This is a genomic window from Pseudomonas sp. AP19, from assembly GCF_001728855.1.
Taxonomy (GTDB): domain Bacteria; phylum Pseudomonadota; class Gammaproteobacteria; order Pseudomonadales; family Pseudomonadaceae; genus Aquipseudomonas; species Aquipseudomonas fluorescens.
Genome location: NZ_LXJP01000052.1, coordinates 25,803 through 47,230 on the forward strand (window position 1 = coordinate 25,803; position 21,428 = coordinate 47,230).

Here is a 21,428-nt window from a genome sequence, read left to right on the forward strand (position 1 = left end):
GACACGCCCAAGCTTGCGGGGAGCGCAGCCATGACCGACAGCCGCGACGACGACTTTCGCGTGCGCCCCAGCGCCCCGAAGAACCGGGGCAAGGGCCAGGGGCAGAGCTTCGTTTCCAAGGTGCTCAAGCAGGCCGGCAAAGCCAGCAGCGGCAAGTCGGCAGTACGCCGTCCTGGCGCGGCTGGCACCGGCCAGCGGCCCGGCTCTCGGCTCGGACGTGGCCACACGGCGGCGCGCTTCGCCGGGGCGAAGCTAATGCCCATGTCGCGGCGCGTGACCATCAAGACCTTGCTGGTCAATCACCAGCGGGCCAGCCCGCAATCGCTCGCCAAGCACCTGCGCTACATCGAGCGCGACGGCGCGGGTCGCGATGGCGAACCGGGCCGGGGCTACGGGCCACAGGCCGACGAAGCCGATCTGGACGCCTTCAAGGAACGCTGCGCCGACGACCGGCACCATTTCCGCTTCATCGTCTCGCCCGAGGACGGGGCCGAGCTGGACGACCTGCGCACCTACACCCGGCATCTGGTGAGCCGCATGGAAGCCGACCTGGGCACGCGGCTGGATTGGGTGGCGGTGGATCACTGGAACACCGACAACCCGCACACCCACCTGATCGTGCGCGGGCGCGACGACACCGGCAAAGACCTCATCATCGCGGGTGACTACATCGCCCACGGCTTCCGCCATCGCGCCGCCGAGCTGGCGACCGAGTGGCTGGGGCCGCGCACCGAACTGGAGATTCAGCAGACCTTGAGGCGCGAGGTGGAACAGGAGCGGTGGACGAGCCTGGATCGCACCTTGCAGCGCGAGACCGGCGAGGATGGCCGGGTGCATGTCGAACGGCTCAACGAGCCGAGGTTGCAACGCCAGCGCCTGCTGCTGATCGGCCGCCTGCAACGCTTGCAGCGCCTGGGCCTAGCCGACGAGGTGCAGCCCGGCACCTGGGCCATTCATGCCGATGCCGAGAAGACCTTGCGTGCCCTGGGTGAGCGTGGCGACATCATCCGAACGATGCAGCGGGCCATGAGCGGCCAGCCGCGTGAGCTGGCGGTGTTCGAGCCGGGCGACGATGGTCGCAGCCTCATCGGCCGCGTGGCCGCGAAGGGGCTTGCCGATGAGTTGCACGACCGAGGCTATCTGATCATCGACGGCACGGACGGTAAGGCCCACTACGTTGCACTGAACGCCCGCGACGAACTGGCGAACTATCCCACGGGCGCTGTGGTAGAGGTGAAGGGTTCGACTGAGGTGCGCACGGCCGACAAGAACATCGCCTCGCTGGCGAGCGATGGCCTGTACCGCACCGATCATCACCTGGTAATCGAGCAGGGCCGGGCTACGCCCGGACGCGACCCGCAGGAAGTCGTCGCCGCTCATGTCCGGCGGCTGGAAGCCCTGCGCCGGGCTTGCATCGTGGAGCGCGTGGCCGAAGGGCTATGGAAGGTACCGGACGACCTGGCCGAGCGTGGCCGCCAATACGACGCGCAACGGCTGGGCGATGTAGCCGTAGAGCTGAAATCACACCTTCCTATTGAACGGCAGGCCCGCGTCATCGGCGCGACTTGGCTTGACCAGCAACTGATCGGCGGTGGCCGTGGGCTGGGCAACTTGGGCTTTGGCGGTGATACCAAGCAGGCCATACAGCAGCGAGCCGATTTCCTCGAAGAACAGGGGCTGGCACAGCGCCGCGGGCAGCGCGTCATCCTCGCGCGCAACCTGCTGGGCACGCTACGCAATCGGGAACTAGTGCAGGCCGCGAAAGACATTGCGGCGGAAACCGGCCTAGAGCATCGCCCGGTGGCCGACGGGCAGCGCGTAGCCGGTATCTACCGGCGTTCCATTATGCTCGCCAGCGGGCGCTACGCGATGCTCGATGACGGCATGGGGTTCAGCCTTGTGCCGTGGCGGCCGGTAATTGAGCCGCGACTGGGACAACAGCTTGCCGCAAAGGTTATCGGCGGAAGTGCCTCTTGGGAACTTGGACGAAAGCCCAGTATCGGTATCAGTTAGATATCAAGGGAAGCTGAGTACCAGGCGCAGTCTGCTTGGCTGCTGTGATTCTTCTTAGAGATTCAATCAATGCCATAAACTCCTTGGATTGCCTCAGTGCTTCGCCTCCCGCAGTTTGCAGGTCCAAGACATCCGTAGCCTCGATCGTGAAGGCTGTGGGCACGCGCAGCAGCGAATGCCGGATCTTGTCGTCCGGCACGTCGTTCAGACTTACGCTTACTACGTAGATTTCTGCGTCGGCCGCAAAGGGGCTGTCCGCTTGGCCACGGGTGCGGACAATCTCGGAACGCCAGTGTTGCAGGTCGTCGTTAAGCATGGCCAGCGTCACCTGGGTCTCGCGAGCGCCGGCACCGAAGATCAGCGACTCAAGTACTTGCGTCGTGCTGGGAACTCGGTCGCTACTGTCCACTCTCTCGCTCAGTCCTCGTTCGGAGTTCACCGTCACCAACACGAGTCGGCGCAAGCTTCCGGGCTTGACCTCCGAGAAATTGGCGCTCATTGAGCCCGAAGCTACTAGCCGGTCTAGCATCAGACGTACGCCGAGGTTGTCGGAGACACCACCGTCCACGAGGTGGATATAGGGCCGATCGTGCGCATTGAGGTAGCTGTCTATGCCGCTTTGCAGGATGCGTGATCTGTAATTTTGCCCTCTGACAGGCAAAGATCGGAGAGGCGGCGGACAGGTATTGGCGTTGTTTCGCACCGTTACGGGCGACAGCACCAGCGGTACTGCCGACGAGGCCGCCACCGCGAAAGACAGCGGCGTTGCATCGAGGTCGGAACAGATTAGCCGGAATTGCTCGGTGGTGAAATCGAAAGGGGCACCGGTCGTGAGGTCGGTTGCCGTGATCATCAGTTCGGGCGCGCCCGGTCGTCGGCGCACGTCACCAAAGGTGCGGCCTTCAAAAAGTTCGTCCAAGCGTTGAGCCAGGATCTGGCTGCGCCCAAACCAAGGTGAAGTTAGTCTATAAAGACGCTCAGGCCACAGAGCTTCACGTATGAGTCGCCCCTCAAAAGGCACAAGCAGAAAATCCGGCTCGAAACGAGTCAGCGTGGCATCGCCGAAGGCCGCGAAGTGCGCGGCAAGGATGCTGCCCCCCGACACTCCGCTGACCAGGAACACCTGATCCAACAGAGTGGTCTCCTGGCCCTCTAGCGCGAAGCGTGTGGCCTTGAGTTCGCGCAGCACGCCCAGGCCGAAGGCCGCCGCCCGAGCGCCCCCGCCTGACAGTGTCACCGCTACAACCACCGGTTGGTTGACCTCCGACGGCCTGATGCGTTGGTCGTTCTCGGCGAGAGACATTAAGGCGGCGTCGGAAAGTGTCGGGTTGATCCAAGGACGGTAAGTGGAACACCCTGTCAGAACTACCGTTGCCAGCACACCGGCCAAACTCCATCGTGTGAATTTACACACCTCCAGGCGCTTTACCTCTGCAAGCAGCACCACGCAGCGTTTCGAATAGACAAGAACGAGAAACGCCGGCAATTTTGCGACGAAGCAGAGCCACTCCAGAATGCTGCAGACGTTACAAGAACGGCACCCTACGAATCCCCTTGATGAGGCTCCTCGCGATCCGCGCGAAGTTATGGAATAGCAGCTATTCACGAGCCAGCACTTCTCCAAGCGCTATTGATCCGTTCAAGGCAGGTGGTGATTGCAGACTTTGCATGCCCGAGCAGTGTGTAGGAGCCTTTGAAATCCGCGAGAGCGTTGCCGTGCTCGAAGCAGCTAGCAGCAGCCACCCGACGATCTGTTTGTTCATCTACTGCCTCAAACTCCAAACTAGCTCCCCCAGTTGTCACTGGTCCAACAAGCAACGTCGTTAGGGTGTTGACTGCTCTATTGGGCGTCTCAATGGTCGTAATTGCCACACGCACACGTATGCGGCCTGACGATGCGGGAGCTTCGGACTTAGTTTGGAGATGTCGCAGTTCACTGTTGACGTGATCGAGAAGCTCTCGCACTTGCTCAGCTTCAAGCCCACCTATGCGTCCAGTTGCCGTCACTACCTGAGCATCCTCGACTAATATTTCCCGGTAACGACTGGGTTCAAAGCCTGGCGCCTTGAAGAGCAGAACATTTTCGTACTTCGTTTTTCCCAATACATCGTAATCACCAAGAAACCCTGATCGAGTCATTCCGTTTGAAGCACAGCCAGATAAGGTTGCCGTGAGGCCTGCCAGCAGCACAAAATGGATTAATGAAATAGGGCGTTTCATATATATTTTCATTTATCCCATTTTCAGACAGACGATGCCAGCAACAACCAGCGCAATTCCAACCCAACGTATCAAGGAGGCGGTATCGCCGAACACATACACGCCCACGAAAAACGCGCCCAGCGAACCGATGCCGGTCCAGACCGCATAAGCTGTTCCTATGGGGATCTGTTTAAGAGATAACCATAGGAAAAAGCCGCTGGCTGCCATACAGGCAACTGCAATCGCCGGCCCCACGTAGCGCATCGCTGCATTGGCCGCACCCATCTTGAGGCCTAGTGGCCAACCGATTTCGAACAGGCCGGCAATCAGTAGAACCAACCATGGATTCCATGACAACGGGTTCATATATTTCTCCAAATCTATTCAGTGAAAATTGATTATCAAAGCATCAAAGCATCAAAGAATAGGCAGTAGGCGGTCAATTCGCTCTGCTTCTGATTTCTTCTTAAACTCTCTGATGGCGAGAATCTGTCTCCCCGATCTCTCCGGCCACGAGAGAGATCGGGGGAAGCGTGTGGACAGTTACGCTGAGGGATCAGACCGGTTGCACTGGTTGTTGTACCGCCTCGTGACTCCGTTTGCTGCCCGGCCACTTCATTCCGAACAGCACCTCGTAGAGCAACGGAATCAGGCCAAGCGTCACGAGCGTGCCAAGTGCGAGACCACCGATCATGCCGATGGCCATGCCCTTCCACAGCGGCCCCGCAAACAACATCAGGGGCACGAGACCCGCGATACAGGTCACCTTGGTCATCACGATTGGACGCAGCCGCTGCATCGCAGCTCCCACCAGGGCTTCATGTCGGGCGAGACCTTCCGAGAGGCCGTGTTCAATTTGTTCGAGCAGAAGAACGGCGTTGTTGACGATGATTCCGAACAGCGCAAGCACCCCGAATGTCGCCATGAAGCTGAAAGGAGTGCCTGTTGCCTTCAGTGCAATCACGACCCCAATCAACGTGAAGGGAATCGTTGCGAGAATCACGATCAGCTTGCGGAAGGAGTTGAACTGCCAGATGAATAGCAGCAACATCGCCAGAAGAGCGAACGGCATGTAGTGCGTGAGCGATGCATTCGATTCAGCCGATTCCTCAATTTCTCCACCAAGCTCTATGGCATAGCCTGCAGGTAGTTCAATTGCGGCGATCCGAGGTGCGAGGTGATCCACGATCTCTTGCGCGGTGTATGCGGTGTTCTGCCCCTGAACTGTGACTGTACGAATGAGATTGCGGCGCTGGATCACAGACGGCTCGCTAGCGAGCGTGACATCGGCCACTTGCGCCAGGGAAACCGGCTGGCCACCCGACGCTGGATAGATGGTCGTCGAACCAACGTCCGCAGTGCTGCGCCGATCATTGGACGTCCCGCGCATCACGATTGGCACGCTGGTATCGCCATCTCGGATCACAGAGATCGACTGGCCGATGTAGCGGGTGCCAAGCCAGGCAGCTATGTCGTCGGTGGTGACGCCAGCACGTCGCGCACGATCTTGATCGACCCGAACATCGAGACGGCCGACACGGGTATCCCAGTTGTTCTTGATGTTGGCCGTACCTGGCAGCTCCCGTAGCGCGGACTCAATTTTCGCCGCCGCATTCATCAGCACCTCATGATCCGGCCCACTGACCCGGTAGACGGCTGTGCCGGCTTCGGTAGTGCCTAGCGAGAACCGCTGAGGCTCTGCGCGTACATCTCCATGATGCTGCGCGAAGTAAGCCCGAGTTCGGGCAATCACGACGTCAATGTTGGTGCCTGCCTTGACCGTCACGACAAAGTACGCGATGTTCGATGCTGGCAATGGGGGATTGAGCCCAAGGATGAAGCGCGGCCCACCGTCAGCGACGTAGCCAATGTGATCCGTGATTTCGGGGTTGATTTCTTGATCACCGAGCCAGCCGCTCACTTCCTTCACTTTGGCAAGAGTGAGCCGTGAATCCGTTCCAGGGGCGAGCTGCACCGGTATTTGGAATTGAACTCGGTCGGACTTCGGCAAGAAGTCGTATGGCAGTGTCGTGAATCCGTACAGAGCTACGGCCAATGCACCCGTCATCACACCAACGTAGATCGCCTTGTGGTCAAGCACCCACTCAAGCAACTTGCGATAGCCGCGATAGAAGCGTGTGTTGTAGGTTTGCGCGTCATTCGCCGGTTGATGATGCACTTTGGTGAAGTGGTAGCACAGCAGTGGAGTGACGGTCAGACACAACAGCCAAGATCCGAGTAACGTGAGCGCGAGGACAATGACGAGAGAGCGCAGATACTCACTCGTCGCACTCTGGCCGAAGAAGAACGGGGAGAAGGCGATGACGATAACCAATGAGGACGTCAGCAGCGGCAGTGCGAGGGTACGACCCGCTTCGAGACAAGCCTGTTTGCGGTCTTCACCGGCTGCCAAGCGCCGTTCAATGTCTTCGGCAATCACGATGCCGTTGTCTACCAAGAGCCCCAAAGCGATGATGATGGCTGCCATCGAAACACTTTGCAGCTCGATGTTCAGCGCGCGCATCACGATCAGTGCCCCCAGAATGGTAAGCGGCACGATCATCCCGACGATGAATCCTGTGCGCCATCCCAGGAAAAGGACGACGACGCCGAGCACGATGACAATCGTTTCGATCATCACCTGGTTCATCTTGCCCATTTCACGTTTGACGACGTCTGCCTGGAATGTCACATAGGAGAGCTCGAAACCTGCGGGCAGAAGTTTCTCAAGCTCGGCCACACGGGATTTGAGGGCTACGCCGAATTGCTCCACGTTCTGGCCCGAGGTCATGGACACTGCCATCACTACGGCAGGCTGGCCCTTATAGACTGCAGCAGACTCGGGAGGATCTGCAGGTTGTACCTGCACGCGCGCAAGCTCTCCCAGTGAGATTGAAGGAGCAGGCGAAGCACCGCGCGCACCCTGAGCTTGCGCCATCATGATCGGCAACGCGCGCAGCGAAGCGGCGTCGCGAACCTCTCCACTAACAGCCAGCGAAGCGTTGATGCCACCGATGGCGATTTGCCCGCCTGAAAGCACGACGTTTTGTTTAACGAGTTGATCGATCACCCCTTGTGGGGTCAATCCAAGCTGGGCTAGTTTTGGTCGATCAAATTCGAGATAGACGCGCTCTTCCTGCAAGCCGTAGAAGCTGATGCGATCAACGCCGGGAAGCGCGTATAGGCGATCGCGCATCTCTTTCAACGACACACGCATTTCGCCCATGGAGTAGCCCGGCGCGGTCACCGCAATGGAGGCCACGGCAACACGGCCGAAGTCGTCGTTGACAAATGGCCCCAACGTACCCTGTGGAAGCAGAGGCTGAGCATCGGCAACCTTCGCGCGAACGCGCTGCCATATGGGGGCTAGGTCGGTGTACCGCTCCCAGATCGTGACCTGTATGACGGCCCCGCCCGCGCGAACGGTTGTGGTTACACGCTTGACCTCGGCCAGCTCCCGCAAACGCTCCTCGATCGGACGCGCGATCAACTGCTCAACACGTTCGGCTGGCATGCCAGGGTTCAGAACGGCAACAACCGCATCTCGAATCGTGACCGATGGCTCTTCCTGCGAAGGGAAATTGAGAAACGTGGCAATGCCGGCAACAAGAATGATGACCGCGGCAAGGTAGGTGAGTCTGCTGGCGCGCAGCGCCATTTCTGTGATCTTCATAGCGAAGTCTTCCTGTAGCGGGTCAGCGTCCGGCCAATTGGGTCGTGGCCTTGAGTGGGGTGACTTGTTGCTCGTTCGTCAGCCAACTCGCGCCAGCCGCGACTACCATCTCGCCGCGCTTCAGGCCGCCCACAACGCGAACGTTGTCGCCGCCTGGCTCGCTCTGGAATTGCACTTCCCGGCGGTGCACCTTCTTTCCGGTCACGTCATATACAAACACTGCGGCTTGTCCTGCTTTCTCACTGAGCACCAGTGCCGAATAGGGAAGCATCAGACGATCTGGTGAGGCATCCTTCGCTTCCGGTGCCTTCAGCAATACTTGAACGGCAGACCCGGGTCGAAGACTGCGCGCAAGAGTAGCATCTTGAGGAACGAGCACGACAGGTAAAAGTGAGCCATTTTCAGCACGCAAGCCGATGCGTTGTACCGAAGCACGAACGGGACTTGCTGACTCGCTCAGGCGCAGTTCGGCGACCTGCCCAATTTTGATATTTGCCGCCTGGGTCGTCGATGCAGTCGCAAGGACTTCTACGCCGCTGCGTAGTCCATCCACTTGAAGCACCGGCGCTCCGGCTGCAATATCTGTGAACGGCAGAGCGAGTTTCTCCGCGACGACGCCGTCGAATGGCGCATGAATGGCGGCCCCCCTTCGCGCACGCTCGGCAAGGCCGAATGCGGCCTTTGCATTGCGCACCTGGCCTTCAGCTGCAACCAACTGTGCTTTCACACTCTCGAATGCAGCCGGGGAGATTACGTTGCCCTCAAGCAGCCCCCTTTGCTGCGTTGTCTGCACGATTCTGTCTGCCAATGCGGCTTCCGCAGCAGCGAGTGTCGCCCGAGCCTGTTCTAGGCGGAGTTGCTCGGGCTGAACATCCAACTCAGCCAGAAGCTGTCCGCGAGAGAAGCGATCTCCCACGTCCACATGAAGCTTGCTGATACGCCCGCCAGTCTCGAACCCCAAGGTACTCCGCTCACTGGAGCGAGCTAGACCACTCAATTCAATGCGATTGGCCACAGAACCTACATCCCCCACCGTGAGCAGCTTGACCGCTCGCGGTGGATCGGAAGCAGGCTCCTTCTGACTACCACAGCCGGCAAGCGATGCGAGCAGAACAAACGCGAGGCCGACTTTCTGCATTTGCCAGGACTGGGATTTAAAGGGAGTGCAAGACACGGGAAGGCCTTTCATCAGCGTTTATCAATAGGGGTGAGTTCCAGTTCGCCGCGGGCGAGCGCCTGGAGGGTGTGCATGAGTCGAGAAAGGTCTTCGGCAGCAAACGTCGGAAAACCCATCATTTCGGCGAGGAAGACTCCGTCCAAGGCAAATAGAACGATTCCGGCGATATCGGTGCCGCGTGGAGATTTGCTCGCGTTCTCGTACTGCCTGCGGTACCAGCCGCGCACAGGCTCAAGCAGCGTGGGGTCTTCAGCCACGGCCGCCAGCAATGCAGCGCTCATCTTTTGCATCCCGCCGTCAGGCATAGCCGAGACCTGGCTGGATAGCCAAGGGTCTGGATCGCCGACGAATGGCAGCTCTCGCTCTTCCTGCCCGCCATCAAACGCCGAGACCTGGTCATCAATCATCGTGAGGAGCAGATCGCGCTTGGTCTTGAAGTGGTACAGGAACGCACCTTTGCTCATTCCTGCTCGTGCAACGACCGCGTCAAGCGTTAGGTGCCCGGCACCTCCCTCCATGACTACGTCACGCGCAGCTTGAAGGATGCGCTCCCGTGTTTGTTGCGCGTTCTTAGAGATGGAGGGGGCTTCAGCGCCGTTGTCCGCCGAATGCGACTCCTCTGGGCTTGATTTCATACGAGTTGCCATGGTGAAACTCCAAAGATGCTTGATTTTTGAACCGTCTGGACGGTATAGTACACGCCATGAACTATGCCCGTCAAGACGGCCTCCTCAATTCACAACCTAGTGGCTCAACATGTCCGATCCCTACGCCCGCCGCGGCCTTACTGCTGTTGCATTCCTATCGATCACGCTTCTCGCCGCGTGCAGCCACTCGCCTCACAGGGTGGAGACATCACGCGTTGAGGTTCCGGCCAAATTCATGAACGAAGCGGGTCTGGCTGTGCAGCAGGTGCCAGCACAAGCACTCCCGGCCGAGTGGTGGACGGCGTACGGTGATCCGCTGATTGACGCGCTGGTGCGCAACGCGCTGGAGCACAACACCGATCTCGCTATTGCAAGAGCGCGGATTGATGAAGCTGTGGCGATCACCCGACGTACACGCGCTTCAATGTTCCCTAGCTTGGCGCTCACGCCCCAAGCAACGCGCGCGCGCGACTTTTCTTTGGCACCGACCATCAGCAGCGATGCCAGGCTTCCGCTGTCGGCTTCATGGGAAGTTGATCTAGCGGGCCGCCTCTCGCATGCCGCTGATGGCGCACGGATGGACGCAGTTGCTGTCGAACAGAACTGGTTCGCGACACGTTGGCAGATCGCCTTTGAGACAGTGTCCGCTGCACTGCAGCAGCGGCAGGCGGCAGAGCTGGAAGATCTGGCAAAAGAGCGACTTCAAGTCGCCGAGCGCCTTGAGCGTCTGACAGAGCAGAAGTTCAAGGCAGGTCAAGCTACGGGCTTTGACATTGAACGCACGCGTTCCGAGGTCATCGCCCTCCGGGTGGAGCAAGAGCAGTTGCGACGCGTACGCGGCGAAGCAACGCATGCCTTGGATGTGCTCGTTGGCCGGATTCCGGGGGCGCTTGGCAGCGGTCCTGCGCTTGCCTCTCTCACCATGCCCGATTGGACTCCCAGAAGCGTGCCAGGCGAATTGCTGCAGCAGCGCCCCGACGTCAGAGCCGCGCAGGCGCGTCTTGCAGCGGCGACGGCGCGATGGAACGCAGCAGAAGGCGAGCGGTTCCCCAAACTTGTGCTCGATTTGAGTGGTGGGCGCCAACGCTTCGAGAACAACGGAACACGTGTGGCAGGGAACATTTTCTCTCTGGGCTTGGGTGTGACGCTTCCGATCTTTGACGGTGGAGCAATACAAGCGGGAATCGACGAGGGCTCAGCACGCAGTCGCGGCGCACAGGCTGACCTGGAACGCACGGTTTTGCTTGCGCTTCAGGATGTGGAGAACGCTTATCTGGGCTGGCAGACCCAGCGGACTTCTCTGCAGCATCAGGTCGATGGTCTTGTCGTCGCTGATCGACTCCTTGACCGCAGTCGACGCCTCTTTGAGGCGGGACAGGTGGATGCGACCGTTGTTGCAGAAGCGGAGCGTGGCACCTTGTCCCAGCGAGCGGCTCTGGTCCGTGCTCGCGCCGACGCAGCCGTGCAATGGGGTGTTCTCGCTAAAGCGCTTTCTGGTTCGCCAGAGCATGTGAATCTGCAATCTTCACCCTGAGTCCTTGAGTTGGAAGAACGCAGCATGGCAGCGAGTTTTAAATACTGAATAGATCGACGATTAGTAGGGGACGCATGGAAATTCGACATCTACGTTGTTTTATGGCGCTCGCCGAGGAACTTCACTTCGCTCGCGCCGCTGCGAAACTGCATATTGAGCAGTCCCCACTGTCTCGCACGATCAAAGAACTCGAAGAGGAGTTAGGAGCACAGCTCTTTATTCGGAACACGAGAAGCACGCGTTTGACACGAGCTGGGTTGATGCTCATGGAGCACGCACCTCGGGTGTTCGCATCCTTGCAACAGGCGCGGGACTGCGTGAAGGCAGCAAAAAATGGCTTTCATGGACAACTCCGCGTCGCCTTGTCAGACGGCGCAACACTACTGTGCTTACCAGCCCTATTGGCGTTGTGTCGCGAGGAGGAGCCCGAGGTTGAGATTCGCTTTTTTGAGGTGCCACTATCCCAACAAATCAAAGGATTGCACGACGACCTGTATGACGTCGGCTTTGCACAGTCCGACGACGTAGGTGATGGAATCGTCGCACTTCCCGCGTGGACTGACACGCTTATGGTGGCGCTGCCAGCTCGGCATCCGTTGCTGGCTCTTAAGCGAATTCCATTGGATGAACTGCTGCGCTACCCGCTAGTGCTATCTGATCCTCAAGTGTGCGAGGGCCACGCCAAGCACATTGAGCGAGTACTTAGCCGGGCTGAAATGCAGCCTCTAGTTGCCGAGCGGGTTACCACTTTCGACCTGATGATGGCGTTGGTATCTGCCGGTTTTGCACTCGGACTTACAGGGGCTGCACACATTGCAGCCTCCCGAGAGCCAGGAGTCGTGGCGAGGCCGCTTTCGACACGCGTACCACCTTTGACGACCTATCTACTCAGACTTGAAGGCGATCCGTTTGACGAGCTTGCGCGCTTCATTCAGCGAGTACAGGCCATCGAATTGCCAGAGTTTCTCAGGTCAACAAAAAGCCGAAATCCCGATCTTCCGGAGGAATTGATGCCATGAGACTCGCCATCACGCTCGTCGCTGCAATGCTAGTCGCATGCGGTCAATCTGATAAACCGCACAAAGCCACTAGTGCAGAAAAGAAAACCCCGACAGTAGAAGAGCTGGTGGCAGACCCGGAACAGCTCAAGAAGTTGCGCCAGCAATGCAAGACGGATCGGCCTACTTTGGGCGAACTGCTTTGCAACCGGGTAGCGGAGGCAACACGTAAGCGGTTCTACGGTGACGGAAAAACGCCATACACACCGCCCAAAGAATCCCCCAAATTCTGAAATTCAGCAATTCAGCAATTCAGCAATTCAGCAATTCGCTAGTCTGCCTGAATCTTCTGTTCGGCACGCTGATATTCGCCGGCGCTTACGGAGTCACTCCCTGGCTAGACACAGCGCGAATTCATTCTTTCTTATCGACCTTTCTGCCCCAAACGGTCTTTGACCGGCACTAAGCCAGCACCGATCCTGACGCCTGCGGCACATTTCTAAGCCGCGTTTCCCAAGGGAATCAGCGTAGGAGAGATTGGAGGCGGGGCTATGCAAGGTACGAATGTGCTGTTCGGTCAGATAGCCGTGGTATTCGGCATCGTGATCGCGGGTGTGTGGGGCGCCACACAATGGACGGCAGCAGCCCTTGGCTATCAGGTACGCCTTGGCTCCCCCTGGTTTGATTTCCTCGGCACACCGATCTACCTCCCGTGGAAGCTGTTTGAGTGGTGGTTCTTCTTCGATGCCTACGCGCCACGCGTTTTCGACACGGGCGGTGCCATAGCGGGTGGCAGTGGCTTGCTGGCGGTGGTGGTCGCAGTCTGCATGTCGATCTGGCGCTCTCGTCAATCACGCCTAGTCACGACCTATGGCTCGGCACGCTGGGCAAGTACGGAGGACATTCGCAAAGCCGGCCTTACGCAGCCGATCGGCGTGTTCCTCGGTCAGCACGATGGCAAGTACCTTCGGCATGAAGGCCCGGAACACATCCTCACTTTCGCGCCCACGCGCTCAGGCAAAGGCGTCGGCCTTGTGGTGCCGACGCTGCTTTCTTGGCCTGCATCCGCCGTAGTCCACGACATCAAGGGCGAGAATTGGCAGATCACCGCAGGTTGGCGCTCACGCTACTCACACTGCCTGCTGTTCAATCCGACCGATGCGAAGTCGGCGGCCTACAACCCGCTGCTAGAAGTTCGGCGCGGCGCACATGAAGTGCGTGACGTACAGAACATAGCCGACATTCTGGTCGATCCAGAAGGCGCGCTTGAGAAGCGCAACCATTGGGAGAAGACTTCGCACGCGCTGCTGGTCGGGGCCATCCTGCATGTGCTCTACGCGGGCGAGGACAAGACGCTGCGCGGCGTCGCCAATTTCCTCTCCGATCCGGCCAGCCCCTTCGAGCTGACCTTGCACCGGATGATGACCACACAGCACCTCGTGAACGTGGAAGGTGGTGGCCCGCATCCAGTCGTCGCTTCGGCGGCGCGCGAAGTGCTCAACAAGTCGGACAACGAGCGTTCCGGCGTGTTGAGCACCGCCATGTCGTTCCTGGGCCTCTACCGCGACCCCACGGTGGCCGAAGTCACCTCGCGCTGCGACTGGCGTATCGCCGACCTGATCGCGTCCGAGCATCCGGTGTCGCTTTATCTGGTAGTGCCACCTTCGGATATTTCGCGGACGAAACCGCTCATTCGCCTGATCCTCAACCAGATCGGCCGACGGCTCACCGAATCGCTCGACGGCAGCGACGGCATCGAACGCCGCCACAAGCTGCTGCTGATGCTCGATGAGTTCCCGGCGCTGGGCCGCCTGGACTTCTTCGAGACGGCGCTTGCCTTCATGGCGGGCTACGGAATCCGCAGTTTTCTTATCGCCCAATCGCTCAACCAGATCGACAAAGCCTACGGCCAGAACCATTCGATTCTGGATAACTGCCATGTCCGCGTGACGTTCGCCACCAACGATGAACGCACTGCGAAACGGATCTCCGAAACGCTTGGCACCGCTACCGAACTGCGCGCGCAGCGCAACTATGCCGGGCACAGATTGGCACCGTGGCTGGGGCACCTCATGGTGTCGCGGCAGGAGACGGCCCGCCCGCTACTGACGCCCGGTGAAGTGATGCAGCTTCCGACTGAGGAAGCTGTGGTGATGGTGTCCAGCGTGGCACCGATCAAGGCCAAGAAGCTGCGCTACTACGCCGACGCGAATTTCAAGAACCGCGTTTTACCGCCGCCTGTGCTCGCGGCCGGGCAATACGCGGACGCGCCACCGGCCCGGCCCGACGACTGGAGCGGCCTATCGATCCCAGCCGTGTCAACGGTCCGGGCTGCGGGCCTGTCCGGCGATGGCACAGGCACCGCCGATGACGGCGGCCCACGCCGACAGCCGGAGCTATCCGAAGTCAGCGAATACAGCCCCGAACCGCTGCTCGCCGGCCATGACCTGACTCTGCTCGATGACGACGACGACCTGCCGCTGCCGCTTCCCGGCCAGCTCGACCCGGCCATGCAGCGCACGGCCCGGCTGGCTTCCCTCGACCCCAACGACGGAATCGACTTATGAGCCAATACCGCCTCAATCTGTTCATTCAGCCCGAGCACGCCAAGCGTCTCGAAGAACTGGCCGCCAAGAAAGGCGTGTCCAAGTCGTCCATTGTCGCGGCGGCGCTCGCGTCGTGGCTATCGCCCGATGCTGGCGACCAGCGCGAGGCGGCCATCGCCAAGCGGCTCGATCGCCTGTCGCGGCAGGCCGAGCGCATGGAGCGCGACCAGAACATCCAGATCGAAACACTGGCGCTGTTCATCCGCTACTTCCTGACCGTCAGCACCCCGATTCCCGAAGCCCATCAGGACGCAGCTCGCGCCCAAGGCAAAGCGCGTTTCGAGCAATTCGTGGAGCGGCTCGGCCGCCACCTGCTGCGTGGCCGCAGCCTGGTGCGCGACGTTGTGGAAGAACTGCACCCAGACCCGGCGCGAATGGATGACGCGGAGGCACTGGCTGAAGCGCAGGAGCGTGCCTCATGAGCGCCATTCCGCAAACCCCGCCCGAACTCTCATCCGCCGCAACCTCTCTGGATCGCCGTATCCAGATGCTGCGCACGGCAATGGGGCCAGTCATCGCCGCTGCGCTGGCCGACCCCGACGTGGTGGAAATCATGCTCAACCCCGACCGCACCCTATGGGTGGATCGGTTGTCATCGGGCCGCATGCCGCTGGGCGTGGAGCTGTCCCAAGACGATGGCGAACGCATCATCCGGCTGGTGGCTGCGCACGTCGGCGCAGAGGTGCATCGCGGGCGGCCGCTGCTGACCGCCGAGCTGCCCGAAACCGGCGAGCGGTTCGAGGGCATCTTGCCGCCCGCAGCGCCCGGCCCAGCCTTCGCGCTGCGCAAGCGCGCCGTGAGCATCATCGGGCTGGATCGCTATGTGGCCGACGGCATCTTGACCACAGGCCAGGCCGAGTTCCTGCGCCGCGCCGTGCGTGAGCGCCAGAACATCCTGATCGCCGGGGCGACGAGCAGCGGCAAAACCACACTCGCCAATGCCTTGCTTGCGGAGATCGCCGCCACGGGCGACCGCGTGCTTGTGCTCGAAGACACCATCGAGCTGCAATGCGCAGCCCGCGACCATGTGCCGCTGCGCACCCGCGCTGGCGTCGTGTCTATGACCGAGCTGGTGCGGGCCACGATGCGCCTGCGCCCCGACCGCGTGATCGTCGGCGAGGTACGCGGCGGCGAAGCCCTGGACTTGGTTAAGGTGTGGGGCACCGGCCACCCCGGCGGCATCGCCACCATCCACGCCGGTTCCGCGCTGGGCGCGCTGCTGCGCCTCGAACAGTTGATTCTTGAAGTGGCGGTGAACCCACCGCGTGCGCTGATCGCCGAGGCGGTCAACGTCGTGATCCACATCGCCGGGCGTGGCCGCAAGCGCCGCGTCGAAAGCATCGCCCGTGTCGTCGGTTTCGACGGCACCGGCTATCGCCTGGCGGACGCGCTGGAAACACCGTTTCCCGAGCTGATGCCGGTTCCTCTCGCAGCCGATGCCGCTGCGCCTTCCTCGTCCCTTGACCTACCTGGAGAACTGCCATGACGCAGATGCACGTTCACGCTTTCCGTAATTCCGTAAATCCGGTTTCAACCATCGCACGCCTGCGGCGGCTGGCCGGCCCCGCGCACCACGGCCTGCTGCTGGCCGCAGTCATGCTGATGACGGCGGGCACGGCGAAGGCATCCGGCTCCTCGATGCCGTGGGAAGGCCCGCTGCAATCCATTCTGGAGTCGATTCAGGGGCCGGTGGCACGCATCGTCGCGGTCATCATCATCATCGCCACGGGCCTCGCGCTCGCCTTCGGCGACACGTCGGGCGGCTTTCGCAAGCTGATCCAGATCGTGTTCGGTTTGAGCATCGCGTTCGCCGCGTCCTCGTTCTTCCTGTCGTTCTTCAGCTTCTCCGGCGGGGCTGTCGTATGAGTGGCCCGGATAGCTTCGCGGCCGGCTTCGAGGTGCCGCTACATCGCTCGCTGACCGAGCCGCTCTTGATGGGCGGCGCACCGCGCACGGTGGCGATTGCCAACGGCACGCTAGCCGCTGCCGTCGGGCTGGGCCTGCAACTCTGGATTCCTGGCGTAGTGCTCTGGATCGTCGGTCACTCGCTGGCCGTGTGGGGCGCGAGGGTCGATCCGCAGTTCATGCAGGTCTTCGCCCGGCACATCAAGCACAAGCCGCTGCTGGACGTGTAGGAGACGCCGCCATGCTTAACCTTGCCGAATACCGCCAGCGGCCCGCCTTGCTGGCCGACTGGCTTCCCTGGGCTGGGCTGATCGCGCCGGGCGTGGTGCTGAACAAGGATGGCTCGTTTCAGCGCACGGCGCGCTTTCGCGGGCCTGATCTGGACAGCGCCACGCAGGGCGAATTGATCGCCACGACGGCACGGCTAAACAACGCGTTGCGCCGGCTGGGTTCGGGCTGGGCGCTGTTCGTGGAAGCCGAGCGCCAGTCGGCCGCGGACTATCCGCATTCCGACTTTCCCGAACCGCTGTCCTGGCTGGTGGACGAAGAACGCCGCGCTGCCTTTGAGGAATCGGGGAACCACTACGAAAGCAGCTATCACCTGACGCTAGCCTATCTGCCGCCGGAGGAATCCCGCGCTCGTGCAGCCAAGCTGCTCTACGAGCACGCGCCGGGCGATGGTGTGGACTGGCGCGGTCGGCTTGACGCCTTCCTGGCAGAAACGGATCGGGTTTTCGACCTGCTCGATGGCGTGATGCCAGAAATCGTCTGGTTGGACGATGCCGCGACGCTGACTTATCTTCACGCCACGGTGTCCACGCGGCGCTACCGGCTGGCCGTGCCCGAGGTGCCTTTCCACCTCGACGCACTGCTGGCCGATTCCGCCCTAGTCGGCGGCCTTGCGCCCATGCTGGGTGACCAGCATCTGCGCGTGGTGTCGGTGCGGGGCTTTCCGACCTCGACCTGGCCGGGCCTGCTGGACGACCTCAATCGCCTGGGCTTTGCCTATCGCTGGAGTACCCGGTTTCTCTGCCTCGATAAAGCCGAGGCGGAAAAGGAGCTGGGCCGCCTGCGTCGCCAGTGGTTTGCGAAACGGAAGAATGTCATTGCGCTACTGCGCGAAACCATCTTCCAGCAGGAATCGCCGCTGGTGGACACGGATGCCAGCAACAAGGCGGCCGACGCGGATGCCGCCTTGCAAGAGCTTGGCAGCGATCAAGTCGCCTTCGGCTACCTCACCGCCACGGTGACGGTGTTCGATGACGACCCTGCCGTAGCCGACGAAAAGCTGCGCATGGTGGAACGTGTCATCCAAGGACGTGGCTTCGTCACCATCCCCGAAACCTTAAATGCAGTCGATGCGTGGCTGTCGTCCATACCAGGCAATGCCTATGCCAACGTGCGCCAGCCCATCGTCTCGACGCTGAATCTGGCGCACATGATGCCGGTGTCCGCCGTGTGGGCTGGGCCGGAGAAAAACGCCCATCTCGACGGCCCGCCGCTGATCGTCACGCGCACGGATGGCGCGACGCCGTTCCGGCTGGTGACGCACATCGGCGACGTGGGGCATACGCTGGTCGCGGGGCCGACGGGCATGGGAAAATCTGTCCTGCTGGCGATGCTCGCCTTGCAGTTCCGCCGCTATGGCGGCTCGCGCATCTTCGCCTTCGACATGGGGCGATCCATGCGGGCGACGGTGCTGGGCCTGGGCGGCGAACACTACGACCTCGGCGCGGACGGCGCCATTGCCTTTCAGCCCTTGGCCCGTATCGACAGCGAAGGCTATCGCACCTGGGCCGCCGAGTGGATCGAAGGCCGCCTGCTGCATGAAGGCGTGACCGTCGGCCCCGACGAGAAAGCCGCCATTTGGTCGGCGCTCGGCAGCCTCGCTGGTGCGCCGGTGGAGCAGCGCACGATGACCGGGCTTTCGGTGCTGCTGCAATCGAACGCGCTGCGGCAGGCATTGTCGCCGTATGTGCTGGGCGGCGCGCACGGCAAGCTACTGGATGCCGACCGCGACCGGCTCGGCAGCGGCGACGTGCAGGGCTTTGAGATGGAAGAGCTAATGCACAGCCCCGCCGCCGTGCAAGCGGTGCTGCGCTACTTGTTCGCCCGCTTCGATGCACGTTTCGACGGTGCTCCCACGCTGCTGATTCTCGATGAAGCCTGGCTATTCCTTGATGAACCGTCCTTCGCGGCACGCATCCGGCAATGGTTGAAAACTCTGCGCAAGAAAAACGTGTCGGTGATCTTCGCCACGCAGTCGCTTGCCGACATCAAGGATTCGACCATCGCGCCCGCGATCATCGAAAGCTGCGCGAGCCGGATTTTCTTGCCCAACCCGCAGGCGACCGAGCCGCAGATTCGCACGGTCTACGAGGGCTTTGGCCTCAACAGTCGGCAAATCGAAATCGTCGCCACCGCGCAGCCCAAGCGCGACTACTACTACCAATCGCGCCTGGGCAATCGTCTGTTCGACCTCGACCTGGGGCCAGCCGCGCTCGCCTTCTCGGGCGCATCCACACCGCAAGACCAACGCGACATTGACCGAGTGCTGACGCAGGCCGGCGCTCCCGGCTTCGCCGGTGCGTGGCTACGCCATCGCGGCCTCGATTGGGCCGCCGACCTGCTGCCGTCCTCGCCGTCGGCGGCTTCTTTCCTCGCTACTCAACCCCTGGAGATTTCGCCATGAAGACCCGTGTACTTTCCGTTTCGCTCGCCGCCGCGCTGGCCGGCTCGCTGATGCTCGCTCAGCCAGCGGCGGCGCTCACTTTCGTTGATCCCGTCAACTTGGTGCAGAACACGCTGACTGCCATCCGCACGCTGGAGCAGATCAACAACCAGATCAACCAGCTCCAGAACGAAGCGCAGATGTTGATGAACCAGGCGCGCAACCTGGCGAATCTCGACTTCAACATCGTCAACCGGCTGCGCTCGACGCTCGCCACGACTGAACGCCTGATTGCCGAGGCGCAAGGGCTGGCCTACGACGTGCAGAGCATGGATGCCACGTTCTCGCGCCTGTACCCGGAGCAGTACGCCGCCACCATCAGCGGCGACCGCATGGCACAGGACGCACGCGAACGCTGGAAGAACACGCTCGACGGCCTGCACACCGCGATGCGGATGCAGGCGCAGGTGTCGCAGAACCTGACGCAAGACGAAAGCGCGCTGGCCGACCTCGTGAGCCAAAGCCAATCGGCCACGGGTGCGCTGCAAGCGATGCAGGCAACGAACCAGCTTCTCGCCTTGCAGGCCAAGCAGTCCATCCAGGCCCAGCAGCTCCAGATCACACAAGACAGGGCGGCCTCGCTGGAGCTGGCGCGGCAGGCAGCGGCCACCGAGCGCGCCCGCGAAGTGCGGCGGCGCTTCCTGGGCACCGGCACGCCGTACACACCGCAGTCCGTCAACTTCTACAACAACTGACGGGAGGCGGCCATGCGATGCGTTCCTGTCCTGCTGGCCGTGCTGCTGACCGCATGCGGCCAGCAGCCGGCTGAAGACCTGACCGCCACCTTGGCCGCCGATCCCGTGCGGCTCAAGGCGCTGCGCGCCCAATGCGCAGCCGACCGGCAAACCGCAGGCGAAGACACCTGTCGCGCCGCTGCCGAAGCCTTCCGGCGGCGCTTCTTCACCGGCCAGACTGGGCCGGACGAATACCGGACGCTGGCAGAACTGCCGCCGATTCCGGCGAGTTTCGACACGCCAACCGACGACGCGCCGGAAGGTGATGCGTCGCTCGCCGCTGCGGAGGACACGCCATGAACGACGTAACGATCATCGACAGATTCCTCGATACCTTCTCGCGCTACATCGACTCCGGTTTCGGTCTGCTGCAAGGCGAAGTCGCGTTCCTGACGGCCACTCTCATTGTCATCGACATGACCATTGCCGGTCTGTATTGGGCCATGAGCCATGCGACCGGCCAGGGCGAGGACGTGATCGCCAAGCTGCTGCGCAAGGTGCTTTACGTCGGTGCCTTCGCCTACATCATCGGTAACTTCAATTGGCTGTCGAGCATCGTGTTCCGCTCGTTCGCCGGGCTAGGCATCACCGCCACTGGCTCGGCCATAACGATGGAGAACTTCTTGCAGCCGGGTCGGCTTGCCAAGACCGGCATCGACGCCGCTGCGCCGATCCTCGACCAGATCGGTGACATGGCCGGCTTCCCCGAAGTGTTCGTGAACCTCGACCCCATCGTGGTGCTGTTCATCGCTTGGCTGGTGGTGATCCTCTGTTTCTTCGTGCTCGCGGTTCAGCTTTTCATCACGTTGATCGAGTTCAAGCTGACCACGCTTGCCGGCTTCGTCTTGATCCCGTTTGCGCTCTGGAACAAAACCTCGTTCCTCGCGGAAAAGGTGCTCGGCAATGTGGTTTCGTCAGGCATCAAGGTCTTGGTGCTGGCGGTAATCGTCGGCATCGGCTCGGGCCTGTTCGCGGAGTTCCAGGTTCATCCCGACGAGCCTTCCATCGACCATGCGCTTGTCGTGATGCTGGCTTCGCTTGCCTTGCTGGCGCTGGGCATCTTCGGCCCCGGCATCGCCACGGGCCTTGTGTCCGGTGCGCCGCAGCTCGGCGCGGGTGCGATGGCGGGCGCTGCCGTCGGCGCGGTAGGCACGGGTGTTGCCATCGGTGCCGCCGCGACCGGCGTGGGCGGTGCCGTCATGGCGGGC

The 21,428-nt window shown here is 61.4% G+C and carries 19 protein-coding genes; 13 read left to right on the forward strand and 6 right to left on the reverse strand.

Features of this window, described 5'->3' with window-relative positions:
- The first annotated feature begins 30 nt into the window (after positions 1–30).
- Positions 31–2,013: a relaxase/mobilization nuclease and DUF3363 domain-containing protein gene (locus A7D21_RS26990; RefSeq protein ID WP_004883068.1), complete on the forward strand. Its 1,983-nt coding sequence runs from the start codon at positions 31–33 to the stop codon at positions 2,011–2,013.
- On the opposite strand, the gene A7D21_RS26995 is transcribed toward A7D21_RS26990, so the two are convergent.
- The 6 genes from A7D21_RS26995 to A7D21_RS27015 form a co-directional block, all read right to left on the reverse strand.
- Positions 2,006–3,499 carry a patatin-like phospholipase family protein gene (locus A7D21_RS26995; RefSeq protein ID WP_197069153.1) on the reverse strand — a complete coding sequence of 498 codons (1,494 nt, stop codon included), beginning with the start codon at positions 3,497–3,499 and terminating at the stop codon, positions 2,006–2,008. The genes A7D21_RS26990 and A7D21_RS26995 overlap by 8 nt on opposite strands.
- A gap of 116 nt (positions 3,500–3,615) precedes the next feature.
- On the reverse strand, positions 3,616–4,233 hold the full coding sequence (locus tag A7D21_RS34750; RefSeq protein ID WP_004883071.1) for a DUF3313 family protein: 618 nt from the start codon (positions 4,231–4,233) through the stop codon (positions 3,616–3,618).
- Between the two features lie 12 nt (positions 4,234–4,245).
- Positions 4,246–4,581, reverse strand: coding sequence for a multidrug efflux SMR transporter (locus tag A7D21_RS27000; protein WP_004883073.1), 336 nt, complete (start codon positions 4,579–4,581; stop codon positions 4,246–4,248).
- Between the two features lie 190 nt (positions 4,582–4,771).
- Positions 4,772–7,888, reverse strand: a complete 3,117-nt coding sequence (locus A7D21_RS27005) for an efflux RND transporter permease subunit (protein WP_004883075.1) — start codon at positions 7,886–7,888, stop codon at positions 4,772–4,774.
- Positions 7,889–7,910: 22 nt separating this feature from the next.
- Entirely contained in the window at positions 7,911–9,077 is a 1,167-nt protein-coding gene (locus tag A7D21_RS27010) for an efflux RND transporter periplasmic adaptor subunit (RefSeq protein WP_023123862.1), read from the reverse strand.
- Positions 9,077–9,712, reverse strand: coding sequence for a TetR/AcrR family transcriptional regulator (locus A7D21_RS27015; protein ID WP_034139498.1), 636 nt, complete (start codon positions 9,710–9,712; stop codon positions 9,077–9,079). Before A7D21_RS27015 ends, A7D21_RS27010 begins: the two co-directional genes overlap by 1 nt.
- A gap of 109 nt (positions 9,713–9,821) precedes the next feature.
- Here A7D21_RS27015 and A7D21_RS27020 point away from each other — a divergent pair, with 109 nt between their 5' ends.
- The 12 genes from A7D21_RS27020 to trbL all read left to right on the forward strand — a co-directional run.
- Positions 9,822–11,246: an efflux transporter outer membrane subunit gene (locus A7D21_RS27020; RefSeq protein ID WP_028699135.1), complete on the forward strand. Its 1,425-nt coding sequence runs from the start codon at positions 9,822–9,824 to the stop codon at positions 11,244–11,246.
- A 74-nt stretch (positions 11,247–11,320) separates the two neighbouring features.
- On the forward strand, positions 11,321–12,265 hold the full coding sequence (locus tag A7D21_RS27025; protein ID WP_004883081.1) for a LysR family transcriptional regulator: 945 nt from the start codon (positions 11,321–11,323) through the stop codon (positions 12,263–12,265).
- Positions 12,262–12,537, forward strand: coding sequence for an EexN family lipoprotein (locus A7D21_RS27030; protein WP_004883082.1), 276 nt, complete (start codon positions 12,262–12,264; stop codon positions 12,535–12,537). Before A7D21_RS27025 ends, A7D21_RS27030 begins: the two co-directional genes overlap by 4 nt.
- A 258-nt stretch (positions 12,538–12,795) precedes the next feature.
- Positions 12,796–14,811 carry a conjugal transfer protein TraG gene (locus A7D21_RS27035; RefSeq protein WP_004883083.1) on the forward strand — a complete coding sequence of 672 codons (2,016 nt, stop codon included), beginning with the start codon at positions 12,796–12,798 and terminating at the stop codon, positions 14,809–14,811.
- Complete coding sequence (locus A7D21_RS27040) at positions 14,808–15,272, forward strand: ribbon-helix-helix protein, CopG family (RefSeq protein ID WP_004883086.1); 465 nt, start codon at positions 14,808–14,810, stop codon at positions 15,270–15,272. Before A7D21_RS27035 ends, A7D21_RS27040 begins: the two co-directional genes overlap by 4 nt.
- Entirely contained in the window at positions 15,269–16,336 is a 1,068-nt protein-coding gene (trbB, locus tag A7D21_RS27045) for a P-type conjugative transfer ATPase TrbB (RefSeq protein ID WP_004883088.1), read from the forward strand. The genes A7D21_RS27040 and trbB overlap by 4 nt, the downstream gene beginning before the upstream one ends.
- Complete coding sequence (locus A7D21_RS27050; RefSeq protein WP_004883090.1) at positions 16,333–16,716, forward strand: TrbC/VirB2 family protein; 384 nt, start codon at positions 16,333–16,335, stop codon at positions 16,714–16,716. Before trbB ends, A7D21_RS27050 begins: the two co-directional genes overlap by 4 nt.
- Complete coding sequence (locus A7D21_RS27055; RefSeq protein ID WP_004883097.1) at positions 16,713–16,985, forward strand: VirB3 family type IV secretion system protein; 273 nt, start codon at positions 16,713–16,715, stop codon at positions 16,983–16,985. The genes A7D21_RS27050 and A7D21_RS27055 overlap by 4 nt, the downstream gene beginning before the upstream one ends.
- A gap of 11 nt (positions 16,986–16,996) precedes the next feature.
- A complete protein-coding gene (gene trbE / locus A7D21_RS27060) occupies positions 16,997–19,447 on the forward strand; it encodes a conjugal transfer protein TrbE (RefSeq protein WP_004883099.1) in 2,451 nt (816 codons plus the stop codon).
- Positions 19,444–20,181 (forward strand): P-type conjugative transfer protein TrbJ, encoded by a 738-nt coding sequence (trbJ, locus tag A7D21_RS27065; protein WP_004883101.1) that lies wholly within the window; start codon positions 19,444–19,446, stop codon positions 20,179–20,181. The genes trbE and trbJ overlap by 4 nt, the downstream gene beginning before the upstream one ends.
- A gap of 12 nt (positions 20,182–20,193) precedes the next feature.
- On the forward strand, positions 20,194–20,520 hold the full coding sequence (locus tag A7D21_RS27070; protein ID WP_004883103.1) for a hypothetical protein: 327 nt from the start codon (positions 20,194–20,196) through the stop codon (positions 20,518–20,520).
- Positions 20,517–21,428, forward strand: a 912-nt coding sequence (gene trbL / locus A7D21_RS27075) for a P-type conjugative transfer protein TrbL (protein WP_049276523.1), incomplete at its 3' end; no start/stop codon positions are given. The genes A7D21_RS27070 and trbL, both read left to right, overlap by 4 nt.

Bases quoted from the DNA above. Each gene is read 5' to 3' on its own strand.
- A7D21_RS26990 (WP_004883068.1), top strand. From the start codon at position 31: ATGACCGACAGCCGCGACGACGACTTTCGCGTGCGCCCCAGCGCCCCG.
- A7D21_RS34750 (WP_004883071.1), bottom strand. From the start codon at position 4,233: ATGAAACGCCCTATTTCATTAATCCATTTTGTGCTGCTGGCAGGCCTC.
- A7D21_RS27000 (WP_004883073.1), bottom strand. From the start codon at position 4,581: ATGAACCCGTTGTCATGGAATCCATGGTTGGTTCTACTGATTGCCGGC.
- A7D21_RS27005 (WP_004883075.1), bottom strand. From the start codon at position 7,888: ATGAAGATCACAGAAATGGCGCTGCGCGCCAGCAGACTCACCTACCTT.
- A7D21_RS27010 (WP_023123862.1), bottom strand. From the start codon at position 9,077: ATGAAAGGCCTTCCCGTGTCTTGCACTCCCTTTAAATCCCAGTCCTGG.
- A7D21_RS27015 (WP_034139498.1), bottom strand. From the start codon at position 9,712: ATGGCAACTCGTATGAAATCAAGCCCAGAGGAGTCGCATTCGGCGGAC.
- A7D21_RS27020 (WP_028699135.1), top strand. From the start codon at position 9,822: ATGTCCGATCCCTACGCCCGCCGCGGCCTTACTGCTGTTGCATTCCTA.
- A7D21_RS27025 (WP_004883081.1), top strand. From the start codon at position 11,321: ATGGAAATTCGACATCTACGTTGTTTTATGGCGCTCGCCGAGGAACTT.
- A7D21_RS27030 (WP_004883082.1), top strand. From the start codon at position 12,262: ATGAGACTCGCCATCACGCTCGTCGCTGCAATGCTAGTCGCATGCGGT.
- A7D21_RS27035 (WP_004883083.1), top strand. From the start codon at position 12,796: ATGCAAGGTACGAATGTGCTGTTCGGTCAGATAGCCGTGGTATTCGGC.
- A7D21_RS27040 (WP_004883086.1), top strand. From the start codon at position 14,808: ATGAGCCAATACCGCCTCAATCTGTTCATTCAGCCCGAGCACGCCAAG.
- trbB (WP_004883088.1), top strand. From the start codon at position 15,269: ATGAGCGCCATTCCGCAAACCCCGCCCGAACTCTCATCCGCCGCAACC.
- A7D21_RS27050 (WP_004883090.1), top strand. From the start codon at position 16,333: ATGACGCAGATGCACGTTCACGCTTTCCGTAATTCCGTAAATCCGGTT.
- A7D21_RS27055 (WP_004883097.1), top strand. From the start codon at position 16,713: ATGAGTGGCCCGGATAGCTTCGCGGCCGGCTTCGAGGTGCCGCTACAT.
- trbE (WP_004883099.1), top strand. From the start codon at position 16,997: ATGCTTAACCTTGCCGAATACCGCCAGCGGCCCGCCTTGCTGGCCGAC.
- trbJ (WP_004883101.1), top strand. From the start codon at position 19,444: ATGAAGACCCGTGTACTTTCCGTTTCGCTCGCCGCCGCGCTGGCCGGC.
- A7D21_RS27070 (WP_004883103.1), top strand. From the start codon at position 20,194: ATGCGATGCGTTCCTGTCCTGCTGGCCGTGCTGCTGACCGCATGCGGC.